General features: G+C 61.5%; 14 protein-coding genes and 1 pseudogene. 6 read left to right on the top strand and 9 right to left on the bottom strand.

The genetic code is table 11. The annotated features are described in order from the left end of the window. Positions 1-4: 4 nt before the first annotated feature. Positions 5-1105 (bottom strand): efflux RND transporter periplasmic adaptor subunit, encoded by a 1101-nt coding sequence (locus KW062_RS05920; protein ID WP_105755043.1) that lies wholly within the window; start codon positions 1103-1105, stop codon positions 5-7. Positions 1106-1199: 94 nt separating this feature from the next. On the opposite strand from KW062_RS05920, the gene KW062_RS05915 reads away from it, so the two are divergent. Continuing rightward, a complete protein-coding gene (locus KW062_RS05915; RefSeq protein WP_027619070.1) occupies positions 1200-1841 on the top strand; it encodes a TetR/AcrR family transcriptional regulator in 642 nt (213 codons plus the stop codon). 8 nt (positions 1842-1849) lie between these two features. Here KW062_RS05915 and KW062_RS05910 read toward each other — a convergent pair whose 3' ends face one another. Next, positions 1850-2632: a class I SAM-dependent methyltransferase gene (locus KW062_RS05910; protein WP_105755044.1), complete on the bottom strand. Its 783-nt coding sequence runs from the start codon at positions 2630-2632 to the stop codon at positions 1850-1852. 94 nt (positions 2633-2726) lie between these two features. Between KW062_RS05910 and KW062_RS05905 the strand changes: the two genes are divergently transcribed. Then, entirely contained in the window at positions 2727-3350 is a 624-nt protein-coding gene (locus tag KW062_RS05905) for a hypothetical protein (protein WP_027619072.1), read from the top strand. A 3-nt stretch (positions 3351-3353) separates the two neighbouring features. Here KW062_RS05905 and KW062_RS05900 read toward each other — a convergent pair whose 3' ends face one another. The 7 genes from KW062_RS05900 to ppc all read right to left on the bottom strand — a co-directional run bounded on the left by KW062_RS05900 (position 3354) and on the right by ppc (position 10626). Further along, entirely contained in the window at positions 3354-4043 is a 690-nt protein-coding gene (locus KW062_RS05900) for an extensin-like domain-containing protein (RefSeq protein WP_256350891.1), read from the bottom strand. A 25-nt stretch (positions 4044-4068) separates the two neighbouring features. Further along, positions 4069-4890: an isocitrate lyase/PEP mutase family protein gene (locus tag KW062_RS05895; protein ID WP_027619074.1), complete on the bottom strand. Its 822-nt coding sequence runs from the start codon at positions 4888-4890 to the stop codon at positions 4069-4071. Between the two features lie 34 nt (positions 4891-4924). Beyond that, positions 4925-5785 carry a DUF72 domain-containing protein gene (locus KW062_RS05890; RefSeq protein WP_105755046.1) on the bottom strand — a complete coding sequence of 287 codons (861 nt, stop codon included), beginning with the start codon at positions 5783-5785 and terminating at the stop codon, positions 4925-4927. After that, positions 5785-6081: a hypothetical protein gene (locus KW062_RS05885; RefSeq protein WP_027619076.1), complete on the bottom strand. Its 297-nt coding sequence runs from the start codon at positions 6079-6081 to the stop codon at positions 5785-5787. The genes KW062_RS05890 and KW062_RS05885 overlap by 1 nt, the downstream gene beginning before the upstream one ends. A 211-nt stretch (positions 6082-6292) precedes the next feature. Then, the gene (gene tsaB / locus KW062_RS05880; protein ID WP_105755047.1) at positions 6293-6967 is read right to left on the bottom strand and encodes a tRNA (adenosine(37)-N6)-threonylcarbamoyltransferase complex dimerization subunit type 1 TsaB; all 675 of its coding nucleotides are present in this window, start codon (positions 6965-6967) and stop codon (positions 6293-6295) included. Positions 6968-7059: 92 nt separating this feature from the next. Next, entirely contained in the window at positions 7060-7707 is a 648-nt protein-coding gene (adk, locus tag KW062_RS05875; RefSeq protein WP_027619078.1) for an adenylate kinase, read from the bottom strand. Between the two features lie 288 nt (positions 7708-7995). Then, a complete protein-coding gene (gene ppc, locus KW062_RS05870; RefSeq protein ID WP_105755048.1) occupies positions 7996-10626 on the bottom strand; it encodes a phosphoenolpyruvate carboxylase in 2631 nt (876 codons plus the stop codon). Between the two features lie 205 nt (positions 10627-10831). On the opposite strand from ppc, the gene KW062_RS05865 reads away from it, so the two are divergent. The 4 genes and pseudogenes from KW062_RS05865 to KW062_RS05850 all read left to right on the top strand — a co-directional run. Next, positions 10832-11176, top strand: a complete 345-nt coding sequence (locus tag KW062_RS05865) for a hypothetical protein (protein ID WP_027619080.1) — start codon at positions 10832-10834, stop codon at positions 11174-11176. A gap of 261 nt (positions 11177-11437) precedes the next feature. Further along, on the top strand, positions 11438-11851 hold the full coding sequence (locus KW062_RS05860; RefSeq protein WP_027619081.1) for a DUF4398 domain-containing protein: 414 nt from the start codon (positions 11438-11440) through the stop codon (positions 11849-11851). Between the two features lie 56 nt (positions 11852-11907). Beyond that, a complete protein-coding gene (locus KW062_RS05855; RefSeq protein WP_105755049.1) occupies positions 11908-12696 on the top strand; it encodes an OmpA family protein in 789 nt (262 codons plus the stop codon). 117 nt (positions 12697-12813) lie between these two features. Then, positions 12814-13778, top strand: a pseudogene (locus KW062_RS05850) (IS3 family transposase); the annotation flags it as partial. Positions 13779-13784 lie beyond the last annotated feature (6 nt).

Genomic DNA, 13784 nt, shown 5'->3' with positions numbered 1-13784 from the left:
GGCATTACTCCTTGGCCGCCACATCGACCGTGCGGTTGGCGCGATCCACCGGACGCACTTTCTGGCCGTCGAGCAGTACATGCACGCCGGCTGCCACTACCCAATCATTGGCACTCAAGCCTTCGAGCACCGGCACGGTTTTTTCACCGAAGGCACCGACCCGGACCGGGGCTTTTTTCAGGGTGTTATCAGGGCCGACGATCCAGACGTAGGTCGCACCGTTCTCGGCAGTGAGTGCCGAGAGCGGCACCGAAAGCGCCATCGCCTGAGCGTTTTCAATGAACACCCGGGCACTCTGTCCCAGTTCCGCCGGCACCTTGCCGGCAGTGAACGCAATGCGAGCGGCAAAGGTCCGTGATTTTGGATCGGCCGCCGGCGACAACTCACGAAGGGTGCCTGCCAGGCGTTGATCAGGCTGGGTCCAGAGTTCAACAGTGACTGGCTGACCGACTTTGAAGCGGCCGAAGTTCTGCTCCGGCAGGCTGATCAGCACTTCGCGCTCACCGTCAGCGGCCAGGGTGAACACCGTTTGCCCAGCGGCCACCACTTGCCCGACTTCTGCCGCACGCTTGGCGACCACGCCGTCCTGTGGCGCCCGCAGGATCGCGTAGCTGGCCTGATTGTTGGCCACGTCAAATTCCGCCTTGATCTGCTTGAGACGTGCTTCACCTGAACGGTAGAGGTTTTCCGCATTGTCGTACTGCGAACGGCTGACCATCTGACGTTCCATCAGGGTCTTGTAGCGATCGCGTTCGGCGCGTACCAGATTGAGGTTGGCGGTGGCTGCGGTGACCTGGGCACGGGTCGCGTCCAGTTGCAGGCGCACGTCCTCGGGATCGAGTTCGGCCAATGGCTGATTGGCCTTGACCCGCTCGCCCTCATCGACCAGTCGTCGGCTGACTTTACCGGCAATGCGAAAGGCCAGGTCGGGCTCGAAGCGAGCGCGAACTTCACCGGGGTAGCTCTCCAGCGACTGCGCCGAAGGCTCTGGCTGAACCACCATGGCCGGACGCACGGTGGCTTGTACCGGCTCTTCCTGACCACATGCCGTTAACAGAAAGGCCAGGCTGACTGGCAACGCGAGGGGCAAGGCATAGCGGAACATGGTGAACGACCTTTCGCTAATAGTGCTTGGAATATTTATACTGGCCAGTATGTTATTAATAGCAAACTCACCAGTCCAGTATTAAAAGCGAAAAATGTCCGACAATCTTTCTTCACAAAACGGCCCCGGCCGCCCCAAAGATCTCGCAAAGCGCGAGGCAATCCTTGAAGCGGCAAAGCGCCTGTTTCTGAGTAATGGTTACGCGAGCACCAGCATGGACGCGGTGGCGGCTGAGGCCGGCGTATCGAAACTGACGGTCTACAGTCATTTCAACGACAAGGAGACACTGTTTTCCGCCGCCGTCATCGCCAAATGCGAAGAGCAATTGCCTACCTTGTTCTTCGAATTGCCCGACGGCATGTCGGTGGAAAATGTATTACTGAACATTGCCAGAGGCTTTCATCAACTGATCAACAGCGATGAGTCCGTCAATCTGCATCGCCTGATCATGGCCCTCGGCAGCCAGGACCCCAAGCTCTCGCAGATCTTTTTCGAAGCCGGTCCCGAGCGGATGTTGCAGGGCATGGAGCGCTTGCTGGGCAAGATCGACCAGTTGGGCGCCTTGAGCATCGACAAACCACGCAACGCCGCAGAGCACTTTTTCTGCCTGCTCAAGGGCGCCGGCAATTTCCGCCTGCTCTACGGCTGCGGCGAGCCGCTGACCGGCGAAGCGGCCGAGGCGCATGTGCGGGAAGTGGTGGAGTTGTTCATGCGGGCGTTTGCCCGCAGGCACTAGCGGCAAGCTCAGGGCTTAAGAGCTTTCTTGGGATAAATATCGTAGCGGCTGGACTTGCCATCCAGCGCGTGACTCGGCTTCGGCCCTTCGATGCAGGGTGCCTTGCGCGGGCGTTTGACCACCACGCGGTGAGTGGCCAGCGCCAGGGCGGCGGCGAGCAGCGCCGGGGCGTCCGGATCGTCACCGACCAGGGGCCGGAACAGGCGCATTTCCTTCTTCACCAGTGCAGTTTTCTCGCGGTGCGGGAACATCGGGTCGAGGTAGATCACCTGCGGCGGTTCGCCCTCCCAGTTGCGCATCAACTCGATCGAATTACCCTTGAGCAACCGCATGCGCGCAACGATCGGCGCCACCTCGAAATCTTCCGCCGCACGGGCCAGGCCGTCTTCGAGCAAGGCGCCGATCAGTGGTTGGCGTTCGATCAGGCTCATTTCGCAGCCCAGGCTGGCCAGCACGAAGCCGTCCTTGCCCAAGCCTGCCGTGGCATCCAGCACCCGAGGCCGCACACCTTGGGCGATACCCACCGCCTTGGCAATCATTTGCCCGCTGCCGCCGCCGTACAGTCGGCGATGAGCTGCGCCGCCCTCGACGAAGTCGACCCGCACCGGCCCCGGCGCATCCGGCCCCAGTTGCTGCAACTGCAAGCCTTGCTCGCCCACTTGCAAGGCGAACTCGGCATCTTCCAGGTGCAGCGGCAGGCCCAGGCGCTCGGCCCACTGCTCGGCTTGGGTGCGGTAGGCATCGGCCAGGGCCTGGACAATGATGCGGCTGGCCGCGGGTTGTTCACTCATCAGAAATCACACTCGAAAAAATCAAGGATCGGCAAAAGCGGCCGATAACCAAACTATCGAGCATTTTGCCAGAGCTGAGCGTCGACCGAGAACCATGTCAGACCTTCAACGCGTCCCCGCAGGCTTTATTACGCCTTATCGCGAATACAGCCGTCACAACACCCAGACACTGAGCGGCGTCAGCAGCCACCTGTGGCAAGATTTCTTTGCCCGGGCGCTGGCCGATCAGTTGGGTGACGGGGCCCCGCCGCCAGGCACCTTGCAGCCCGTAGTGGTCGATGGTCCGGACGAGCCAGCAGGCGGTTCCGAGTTGCTGGCGGAGATCGTCACTCAGCGCGCCTGCGCGATCGTCGACACCGAAATCCGTCCACCCGAGCCGTTGTTCCTGCCGATCGCCGAATTCGAGATGGACCTGGCCGACAAGCCCGCGCCCGCCTTCGCCGCTGAAGAGCTGGTGGCCCAGCAGGCGCAACAGGATTTCGACAGCGAATGGCTGCGCCCGCTGGTCCTCACTGCCGGTCAACCGCTGCCCACCCCAGGCCCCGCGCCGCAACCGCGCCCGTTGTTCCTGCCGATTGCCGAATTCGAGCTGGACCTGCTGGACCCACCTGCCCCGCCGTATCCGCCGCAAGAGCTGGTGGATCAACAGCAAGACCTGGACTACGACCTGCACTGGGCGCGTCCGATCGTCCTGCAGAACCTGCGCATCGCCGCCTAAGACTCAGCGACAGACCCACCAGCGGCCCACGTCCAGATGAAAATGGTTGCGGTGCGCCGCGTTGTAGTCCGGGCTCAACACCACATTGAACATCGCGCAGGCATCGTCGCGGACCTGGCGCAGGAATCGTGCGTCGTCGTTATCTTTGGGCCAATCGCGCAGCACATTGATGCTGCGGCCATCAGCCAGACGAAAACCGGCGATATCCAGGGCGCTGGCACTCGCATGCTGACTGCGCGCGGCTTTTTCCCGGCCATAGATATTGCGACACGCAAAGCTACCCAGATGATCGACCCGCGTCACCGCCTGGCCATAGACCTGCTGCGCCGCCGGCTGCAGGGCATGCCGCTCGAACAGGGCGAAGGCCACGGCCAAGGGGCAACTGGCGAGGAAGCTGCTGCTCAGGCCAACTTCGGCACCCTGTACCCGTACCACGTTGGACAATGGACACGCGACGTTCACCGGGCTGTCGGCCTGGCGACTGACTTTCAGCCCCGAGGTAGCCAGTGCCTGATCGCAAAGCATCGGGTTGTCGCGCAACTGGGCGAGCTTGTAGCGAGTCAGCAGGTTCGGCGTCGTGTGCACATCCAGCGGCGCCCAAGGGTTCCAGGCTGACGGAACAATCAACCAGCCACGCCAGACGCTGAGTAGCAGCCCTCCCAGCAAGACAACCAGCAGCGCCAGCACTTTCACCCAACATCCCCTTGGATCGCGTCCATCAGCCCTTGAACAGTTGATTGGCCTGGGCAAACGGCATCGAGCGCTCAGTGAAGCCAAAAGTGCCGTGATCGCGGATTTCCTGGGCGGCGCGGAAGAACTCGCCATAAGCCGCCAGGGCCATCGCCGAACCGACACTGATGCGCTTGACGCCCATCTCTGCGAGTTGCGCCACCGTCAGCTTGAGCCCGCCCGACATCAACACGTTGACCGGTTTCGGCGCCACGGCACGCACCACCGCCAGCACTTCCTCGGCATTGCGCAGGCCCGGGGCATACAACACATCGGCGCCGGCCTCGGCAAATGCCTGCAGGCGGCGAATGGTGTCGGCCAGGTCGGGTTTGCCATGCAGGTAATTTTCGGCGCGGGCGGTCAGGATGAACGGGAATGGCAGGCTGCGCGCCGCCGCGACCGCCGCTTCGATCCGCGCCACGGCGTGTTCGAAGCAATAGATCGGCCCTTCTTCGCGGCCGGTGGCATCTTCAATCGAGCCACCCACGGCACCGGCCCCAGCGGCAGCCAGCAGGCTGGCGGCGGATTGTTTCGGGTCGTCGGCGAAACCGTTTTCCAGGTCCACGGCCACAGGCAGGTCGCTGGCGGCAACAATTGCGCGGACGTTGGCCAGGGTATCGTCGAGTTTCAGCGCACCATCGGCGCGGGCCATGGAAAAGGCGCAGCCGGCGCTGGTGGTTGCCAACGCCTGGTACCCCAGGCTGGCGAGCATTTTCGCCGAGCCGGCATCCCATGGATTGGGAATCACAAACACCCCGGCACCTTCGTGCAGGGCTTTGAACGCATGGGCTTTGCGAGTTTGCGCATCCATAGATGGGCTCCTTGGCGATGGGTGTGAGCCGTCGTCAGAGCAATCCAAGCTGCACGGCGGCGGGCTCTCTGTATAACTCAGGCAGCGCCGGCAAGCCAGGTAAACGCAGCATCAGCCGCTGATGAAAGCGTTGCGCCAAGGCTGCCGCCAAACGGTTATCCGCGGTATGCAGGAAGACGTAGGGGGTGCGACCCTCCTCGATCCACAGGGCGATTTTCTCCACCCAGGGCGTAAGAAACGGCTCGTTAGCTTCGAGCTCCGGATGACCAATGAAGCGCACCTGAGGGAACTGAGTAAAGGCCGCCGGCCGGGTCGGCACATTGGGCTTTTTATCCTGCGCATGCAAAATCGCAGCCTCGGTCGAAGTGCAACTGAACAGCGCCCGCGGGTCCAGGCAGATGCGCTCCACGCCACGGTCGCGCAACAGCCGGTTGAGCATGCGTTCGGCATCGCCCTTGGCAAAGAAGTCTCGATGCCGCACCTCGACCGCCAGCGGGCACTGCAGGCCATCGATAAAGCCGGCGAGTTCGGCCAGGCGTTGCGGGGTGAAGGCTTTGGACAGCTGCAACCAGTACGGCGCAACTCTGTCGCCTAAAGGGCTAAGCAACTGCACGAAGGTCTCGGCTGCGGTCAGTTGCTCGCGCAGGTCACCGCCGTGGCTGATATCGCCGGGAAACTTGGCAGTGAAGCGAAAATGCTCGGGCATGATCTGCGCCCAGCGCTCCACGGTTGCCGGGGCGGGACGGGCATAGAAGGTGGTGTTGCCCTCCACCGCGTTGAACACCTGCGAATACAGTTCGAGGTATTGGTTGGCGCGCGCGTCTTGCGGGTACAGGTACTCGCGCCAGGCGTTTTCGCTCCAGGACGGGCAACCGAGGAAATAAGGCAGTGACATCAGATGTACAGGTCGAGCCCCAGCACTTCCATATCCCAATCGACGAAAGCGGCGGTACTCAGGTAGCTGGCCAGGGCCAGCGATGCATTGCGGTCCATGGCCCGGTGATACAGCAGGTCTTGCTGGCGTGCCGGAAGATGGCTGGTGCGTTGCTCGGCACGCGCGGCCATTTGCTCTTCGGAGGGGATTTGCAACTCGCCGTCTTCGTCGATGACCGACTCGTCCACCGTCGCCCGGCCTTTGCGAGGCTTACGCGAAATGGGGTACGACTGCGAGGGAAATCCGTCTATGCGCATGAGAGCGTGCCTGTCATCAATGATGGCAATTTAGCGGCACTTGCAGAGGTGCGCAAACAGCCAAGTGATAACTAGAACACATAAAAGGCAAAAGGTTTAAAAGGCTGAAGGAAAACAGACGATTGGCGGGGTTATCGGCCACCGATCACCATTTGATCGACCACAAAACCCTGTAGGAGAGAGCTTGCTCCTACAGGGGTACAAGCAATATTTATCTAGCCTTCGGCGTCGCCACTTTATCGCGCAGGTAGACTGGTTGCGCTTGATCGGCGGCAACGGCTTCGCCGCGTTCCCAAGCGAACCGGGCAAGGCTCAGCAGGTCCTCGGCGTGGGGCAACATGCCCGCGTCCTGGCCGCTGGGCGCAACGCCAATGCGTTCGCCATAACCCCAGCCCGTGCCCGCGCCAAACCACTCGCCCGTGGCATCGACCGGCAAGGCCGCGACTTCTGGCGGTAGCACCGCTTCGGCACCCACCAGGCGCATTTCCCCGGCGGTCTCGCGGTAGCAACCCCAATAGACTTCGTCCATCCGCGCATCGATGGCAGCCGCCACCTGCGTCGCAGCATGCTCACGCAATGCACGCTGCGCCAGTACTGCCAGGTTGGACACCGGCAACACCGGGCGATCGAGGGCAAACGCCAGACCCTGGACCACGCCTATGGCAATTCGCACACCGGTGAATGCGCCTGGACCACGGCCGAAGGCAATCGCATCAACGGCCTGCAAGGTTGTGCCGGCATCCGCCAGCAACTGCTGGATCATCGGCAACAGCTTCTGCGCATGCAGGCGCGGGATCACCTCGTAATGGCTCGTCACTTTACCGTCATGCAGCAAGGCAACGGAGCAAGCTTCAGTCGCGGTGTCCAGGGCCAGCAAGGTGCTCATCGATGTTTCCGTCAGGCAGTAGAAAAAAGTCCGTCAGTATAAACAACAACGGCCCGCAAGCGGGCCGTTGAAGACAAAGCAAATCAGCTTTATCAGCTCAGCGCTTCCAGCACTTTGCCGGTGATGGCTTCAACCGAGCCAACGCCTGCAATGTGGCTGTACTTCGGCTTGCCCTGGGCAGCCGACAGCTTCTGGTAGAAGTCCACCAGCGGCTTGGTCTGCGAGTGGTAGACCGACAGGCGATGACGCACGGTTTCTTCGGTGTCGTCCTTGCGCTGCACCAGCTCCTCACCGGTGATGTCGTCCTTGCCAGCCAGTTTTGGCGGGTTGTAGACGGTGTGGTACACGCGGCCGCTGGCTTCGTGAACACGGCGACCGGCGATACGCTGGACGATTTCTTCATCGTCTACAGCGATTTCGACCACGTGGTCCAGCTCGACGCCTTCAGTCACCAGGGCTTCAGCCTGCGGAATGGTGCGCGGGAAGCCGTCGAACAGGAAACCGTTGACGCAGTCCGGCTGAGCAATACGGTCCTTGACCAGGGCGATGATCAGGTCGTCGGAGACCAGGCCGCCGGCATCCATGATGCCTTTGGCCTTGATGCCCAGCTCGGTGCCAGCCTTGACCGCCGCACGCAGCATGTCGCCGGTGGAAATCTGTGGAATGGCGAATTTTTCGGTGATGAACTTGGCCTGAGTACCTTTACCGGCTCCGGGAGCTCCCAGCAGAATGACGCGCATCGATGTGCTCCTCAATTTCTTATTTATAAACAATCGGATTCGCCGCACGGGGCCAATCCTGGAATAGGGTCGTGGGCCGCCCAAACGGCCAAAGGCTGATCAAGATACACAGCAGGCACGGCCCACACAAGCCGCCGAAAGTCGGAAGAACCCGCGCCTGTGGTGCCGTTGCGACGAGGTATTCCAAGTCGCAACCCCATAACAAAGTGTCGCCTGGCCGTCGACAACAACCCTCCTCGCTCGCCCTGAAAAGGGACGAAAACGTTCACTGACGACGGCGCAAACGCCTCAGCCGGTATTACGTAAACCAGCGGCAATTCCCGCCACAGACACCAGCAGCGCCTGTTCTACCGGGCTGCCTTGCGCCACCTCCTGTTGCCGCGAACGCGCCAGCAACTCCGCCTGCAATAGATGAAGAGGGTCCAGGTAGGTGTTGCGTAAACGGATGAACTCCAGGGTAGCCGGGCTATGGGCGAGCAACTGCGACTGGCCAGTCAGGCCCAGCACCACCGCGCAGGCCTGCGACAATAGGTCGCGTAAATGCGCACCCAACGGCAGCAGATCCGCCTCCACCAGACGCTCGTCGTAAGACCGGGCGATGTCCGTGTCGGCCTTGGCCAGCACCATCTCCAGCATGTCGATACGGGTGCGGAAGAACGGCCATTGCTCGCGCATCTGTGCCAACAGCTCACCCTCGCCGCGTGCCAGGGCATTGCTCAGCGCCGCTTCCCAGCCGAGCCAGGCCGGCAACATCAGGCGCGTCTGGGTCCAGCCGAAGATCCACGGGATAGCTCGCAGGCTTTCAATACCACCAGCGCGACGCTTGGCCGGCCGGCTGCCCAGCGGCAGACGCCCCAGTTCCTGCTCAGGCGTGGATTGGCGGAAGTACTCGACGAATTGCGGATTTTCCCGCACCACCGCACGATAGGCGCTGACACCATCGGCCGCCAATTCATCCATCAGATGACGCCACTCGGGGGTTGGTGGCGGCGGCGGCAGGAGCGTCGCTTCGAGGACAGCCGCCAGGTACAGGTTAAGGTTCTGCTCGGCGATGTCCGGTAGGCCGAACTTGAAGCGAATCATCTCGCCCTGCTCGGTGGTGCGGAAGCGTCCGGCCACCGAACCCGGTGGCTGCGAGAGAATGGCCGCGTGAGCCGGACCACCGCCACGCCCCACCGTGCCGCCGCGACCATGGAATAGCAGCAATTCGACCTGCTGCTCGCGACAGATGTCCACCAGCCGCTCTTGCGCTCGATACTGCGCCCAGGCGGCGGCCGTGGTGCCGGCGTCCTTGGCCGAGTCGGAATAGCCAATCATCACTTCCTGCGGGCCCTGCAGGCGTGCGCGATAGCCCGGCAGCAGCAACAGCTTCTCGATCACCGGCCCGGCATTGTCGAGGTCAGCCAGGGTTTCGAACAGCGGCACCACGCGCATCGGCCGCAGCACCCCGGACTCCTTGAGCAGCAGTTGCACCGCCAACACATCAGAGGCGGCACCGGCCATCGAAATCACATAGGAGCCCAGCGAGGCCCCCGGTGCTGCAGCCACTTCACGACAGGTAGCAAGGACCTCGGCGGTATCGGCCGAAGGCTTGAAATGCGTCGGCAACAGCGGCCGGCGATTGTTCAACTCCGCCATCAGAAAGCGAATGCGCGCCTCCTCGTCCCAGTCTTCATAACGACCCAGGCCGAGATAGTCGGTGATTTCAGTCATGGCCGAAGCGTGACGCGAGGCGTCCTGACGCACGTCCAGGCGCACCAGGAACAGGCCGAAGGTCACCGCGCGGCGCAGGCAATCGAGCAACGGCCCATCGGCGATCACGCCCATGCCGCACTCATGCAGCGACTGGTAGCACAGCTCCAGCGGATCCAGCAGTTCGCGGTTGTTGTGCAGCACTTGAGCGGGTGCCGGGGTCGTTGCGGCCAAGGAGGCCTGAGCCCATTGGCGGGTCGCGCGCAGGCGGTCGCGCAGTTGCTTTAGCACGGCACGGTAAGGTTCGGCGCTGTCGCCAGCCTGGGCACGTAAGGCCGCACTGGCCTGCTGCATCGACAGGTCGGCGGCCAATTGATCGACGTCACGCAGGTACAGGTCCGCCGCCATCCAGCGCGCCAGCAACAGCACTTCACGGGTCACCGCGGCGGTGACGTTGGGGTTACCGTCACGGTCGCCACCCATCCACGAGGCGAAACGGATCGGCGCGGCTTCCAGCGGCAGACGCAAGCCGGTGGCGGCCTGCAGCGCCTGGTCGGCCTTGCGCAGGTAATTGGGAATCGCCTGCCACAGCGAGTGCTCGATGACCGCGAAGCCCCACTTGGCTTCATCCACCGGGGTGGGTCGGGTCCGGCGGATTTCCTCGGTGTGCCAGGCCTCGGCGATCAGCCGCTGCAAGCGCTGCTGGATCTGTTCACGCTCGGCGCTGGTGAGGTCGCGGTGATCTTGCGCGGCGAGTTGCGCAGCGATCGCGTCGTACTTCTGGATCAGCGTGCGACGCGCCACTTCGGTGGGATGCGCGGTCAGCACCAGTTCGATTTCCAGGCGGCCCAACTGTCGCGCCAGCGCCTCGGCGCCATGGCCTTCGGCACGCAGCCGGGCCAGCAGTTCGGGCAATACCCGCGCCTCGAACGGTGCCGGTTGCGACTCGTCGCGCCGATGAATCAACTGGTACTGCTCGGCGATGTTCGCCAGGTTGAGGAATTGATTGAACGCCCGTGCCACAGGCAGCAATTCGTCTTCGCTCAGCTGGTTGAGGCTGGCACTCAGCTCCGCGTCCATCGAGCCCCTGCGGTCAGCCTTGGCACCCTTGCGAATCTGCTCGATCTTGTCGAGAAATCCTTCCCCGTACTGCTCGCGAATGGTGTTGCCCAACAGCTCACCCAAGAGGTGAACATCTTCGCGCAAGCGTGCATCAATATCGGTCATCAGCAGTTCTCCAGCGAATGGCGGTCAGCTCTGAAGCGAACCCCAAGAGTGCCGCCCACAGACGGTTCTTACAAGCAGGCGACGAACTGACAGTAAACCTTCGCGGTTACGACTAGTCTCATGAGTAAGCCGCACAAAGGCTTGCACCGGCCACGGCCGGACATTCATCTCAACCTGTCACGAGCAGGTGCCTATTGAGGTCATTATGAAAATCCGTGAACTGGCCCAGCATTGGGAAGAAACTGCCAAAGGCCGCTTGACCAAGACCGGCTACACCATTCACCTGGACGTCGAAGCCGCTGCCCGCCTGGCTGCCCTCAGTGACATGTACCCCAAGCGCCACCCCGAGGAACTGCTCGGCGAACTGATCGGTGCAGCGCTCGAGGAGCTTGAAGCAAGCTTCCCGTACATCAAGGGCCAGCAGGTCATCGCCACCGACGAAGAAGGCGATCCGCTGTACGAAGATGTCGGTCCAACCCCGCGTTTTCTCTCCCTGTCACGCCAGCATTTACGCGATTTGTCAGCGGACGCCGGCGAGCAGAAACACTGATCCAAGCTCGCTGCATCCTCCCCCTGAACAGCACATTTCCCGGGCCTTCACAGGCTCGGGAATTCGGCTGTGCACATCTGAAACAACGCCCGCAGCCCTGACCCTGGCGTCCATTTTTTTTACAACAACCGTCAATTTTTCTGAACTTTGAAAAAAAGCCTCGGGTCCATCCTGTAACCATCGCTGGAACTGCCGTCTCAAAACAGGCGCCACAACGGCTCTTTCCCCAGGATGGATTTGACGTTTTTCAGGAGTTATCCAATGGAGTTGACGACCATGAAATCCCGCACCGCCACCAGCACCCCCACCTTCCCGCGCGGTCTGAAACTGGCTGCCCTGGCCCTCGGTTGCAGCTTCGTGCTGGCCGGGTGCGCCGGCAACCCGCCGACCGAGCAATACGCCGTGACTGAATCGGCGGTCAAGAGTGCCGTGAGCGCTGGCGGCACCGAGTTTGCCGCCGTGGAAATGAAATCCGCCCAGGACAAGCTCAAACAAGCCGAGCTGGCCATGCATGACAAGCAATATGACCAAGCCCGGATGTACGCCGAACAGGCGGAGTGGGATGCCCGCGTCGCCGAACGCAAAGCCCAGGCGGCGAAAGCCGAACAATCGGTCAAGGACTCTCAGCAAGGCGTCCAGGAACTACGTCAGGAAAGCCAGCGCACCGTGCAGTAAAAGCTGCCCCCCCCTACGCCCTGAGCCCCGCGAATAGATAGAAAGGACGAATTCATATGCGCAAACAACTGATGATCCCAGCCCTCTTGGCCGCCAGCGTTGCCCTCGCGGCCTGCTCGACCCCACCCAACGCCAACCTGGAACAGGCCCGCGTCAACTACTCGGCACTCCAGGCCGATCCACAGGCGAGCAAGGTCGCGGCCCTGGAAACCAAGGAAGCCAGCGACTACATGGACAAAGCCGACAATGCGTTCCGTGAACGTGAGGACACGGCGAAGGTCGACCAGTTGGCCTACCTGACCAATCAGCGAGTCGAAGTGGCCAAACAGACCATCGCTCTGCGCACTGCTGAAGCCGAGCTGAAAAATGCTTCGGCCAAGCGCGCCCAGGCCCGCCTTGATGCCCGCGACACGCAGATCAAGCAACTGCAGGCCAGCCTCAATGCCAAGCAGACCGACCGCGGCACCCTGGTGACCTTCGGCGACGTGCTGTTCGCCACCGACAAGGCCGAGCTGAAATCCAGCGGCCTGGTCAACGTCAACACCCTGGCGCGCTACCTGGAGCAGAATCCGGACCGCAAAGTGATTATCGAAGGCTACACCGACAGCACTGGCACCGCCTCGCACAACCAGTCGCTGTCGGAACGTCGCGCCAACTCGGTGCGCATGGCCCTGGTGAAAATGGGCGTTGACCCTGCGCGCATCGTCGCCCAGGGGTATGGCAAGGAATACCCGGTCGCCGACAACGGCAGCGCCTCGGGCCGAGCGATGAACCGTCGGGTCGAAGTCACCGTTTCCAATGACAGCCAACCAGTGATTCCGCGCTCGGCAGTGAGCGCAAACTAAACGTTTAACGCAGTAACGCAAAAGCCCCGTCTGATTCGTTCAGGCGGGGCTTTTTTTGAGCACGTGTCTCGTCCTGAATAAGGTTTACACCTTCTGACTTATCTTCAGGAGGAACCAATGGATACGGGAAAAAGGCGCAGCCAACGTGATTACACGCTGGGCTTTAAATTGGCAGTCGTTGATCAGGTCGAAAAAGGCGAGTTGAGTTATAAAGAGGCTCAACGGCGCTATGGGATTCAGGGGCGGTCGACTGTGCTGGTGTGGTTACGCAAGCATGGGCGGCAGGACTGGAGCCAAGGCGCCTCTATTCGTACCCAGAGGAGCCGACCGATGGACGAGCAAAGTTTGCCTCTGACGCCTGAGCAGCGAATCAAGGAGCTGGAGGAAAAGCTAGCCCTTGCCAATCAGAAAGCCCAATTCTTCGAAGCGGTGGTTGACGTGTTGAAGAACGATTACGGGGTTTCTATCGTAAAAAAGCGATCCGGCAAGTCCTCACCCAAGGGCAAGTCCAAGGCCTGAGTATTCAGAGGGCTTGCCAGTTTCTGGGTATATCCCGGCAGGCGTACTACAAACGAAACCGGGCTTATGACGCGCAAGCCAGTCATGCTCAGAAAGTGCTGGGTTTTGTCCTGGAAACACGTCTTCAGATGCCCCGGTTGGGCACTCGTAAGCTGCATGGCCTTATGCAGGCGGAGCCTGAGCTGACGCAAACGGTAGGTCGAGATCGGCTATTCGATATCTTGCGAGACAATCGGCAACTGGTTCCTCGCAAGCGCGCCTATCACAAGACCACTGACAGCCATCATCGCTTCCGCCGACATCCGAATCGGTTAAAACCTGGCCCTGATCAAGTGACTGCTACGGGCCCCGAGCAGGTCTGGGTGGCGGACATCACCTATTTGCCTACCCAACAAAGCGTTGCCTATGTGAGCTTGGTGACCGATGCCTACTCTCGCAAAATCGTCGGCCATCACGTGCATGAAACCCTGCACACCGAATCGGTCATACAGGCAATGAACAAGGCTCTAAGGAACAGAAGAACGGATCAGGCGCTGGTGCATCACTCAGATCGCGGCTCGCAAGGCGGA

The sequence above is a fragment of the Pseudomonas fluorescens genome (assembly GCF_019212185.1).
Lineage (GTDB): Bacteria > Pseudomonadota > Gammaproteobacteria > Pseudomonadales > Pseudomonadaceae > Aquipseudomonas.
This window is presented reverse-complemented; position numbering and strand designations above follow the sequence as displayed.

Coding starts and splice junctions, on each gene's coding strand:
- ppc (WP_105755048.1), bottom strand. CDS start 10,626: ATGACCGATATTGATGCACGCTTGCGCGAAGATGTTCACCTCTTGGGT.
- adk (WP_027619078.1), bottom strand. CDS start 7,707: ATGCGCGTCATTCTGCTGGGAGCTCCCGGAGCCGGTAAAGGTACTCAG.
- KW062_RS05895 (WP_027619074.1), bottom strand. CDS start 4,890: ATGGATGCGCAAACTCGCAAAGCCCATGCGTTCAAAGCCCTGCACGAA.
- KW062_RS05865 (WP_027619080.1), top strand. CDS start 10,832: ATGAAAATCCGTGAACTGGCCCAGCATTGGGAAGAAACTGCCAAAGGC.
- KW062_RS05890 (WP_105755046.1), bottom strand. CDS start 5,785: ATGTCACTGCCTTATTTCCTCGGTTGCCCGTCCTGGAGCGAAAACGCC.
- KW062_RS05905 (WP_027619072.1), top strand. CDS start 2,727: ATGTCAGACCTTCAACGCGTCCCCGCAGGCTTTATTACGCCTTATCGC.
- tsaB (WP_105755047.1), bottom strand. CDS start 6,967: ATGAGCACCTTGCTGGCCCTGGACACCGCGACTGAAGCTTGCTCCGTT.
- KW062_RS05885 (WP_027619076.1), bottom strand. CDS start 6,081: ATGCGCATAGACGGATTTCCCTCGCAGTCGTACCCCATTTCGCGTAAG.
- KW062_RS05910 (WP_105755044.1), bottom strand. CDS start 2,632: ATGAGTGAACAACCCGCGGCCAGCCGCATCATTGTCCAGGCCCTGGCC.
- KW062_RS05855 (WP_105755049.1), top strand. CDS start 11,908: ATGCGCAAACAACTGATGATCCCAGCCCTCTTGGCCGCCAGCGTTGCC.
- KW062_RS05915 (WP_027619070.1), top strand. CDS start 1,200: ATGTCCGACAATCTTTCTTCACAAAACGGCCCCGGCCGCCCCAAAGAT.
- KW062_RS05860 (WP_027619081.1), top strand. CDS start 11,438: ATGGAGTTGACGACCATGAAATCCCGCACCGCCACCAGCACCCCCACC.
- KW062_RS05920 (WP_105755043.1), bottom strand. CDS start 1,105: ATGTTCCGCTATGCCTTGCCCCTCGCGTTGCCAGTCAGCCTGGCCTTT.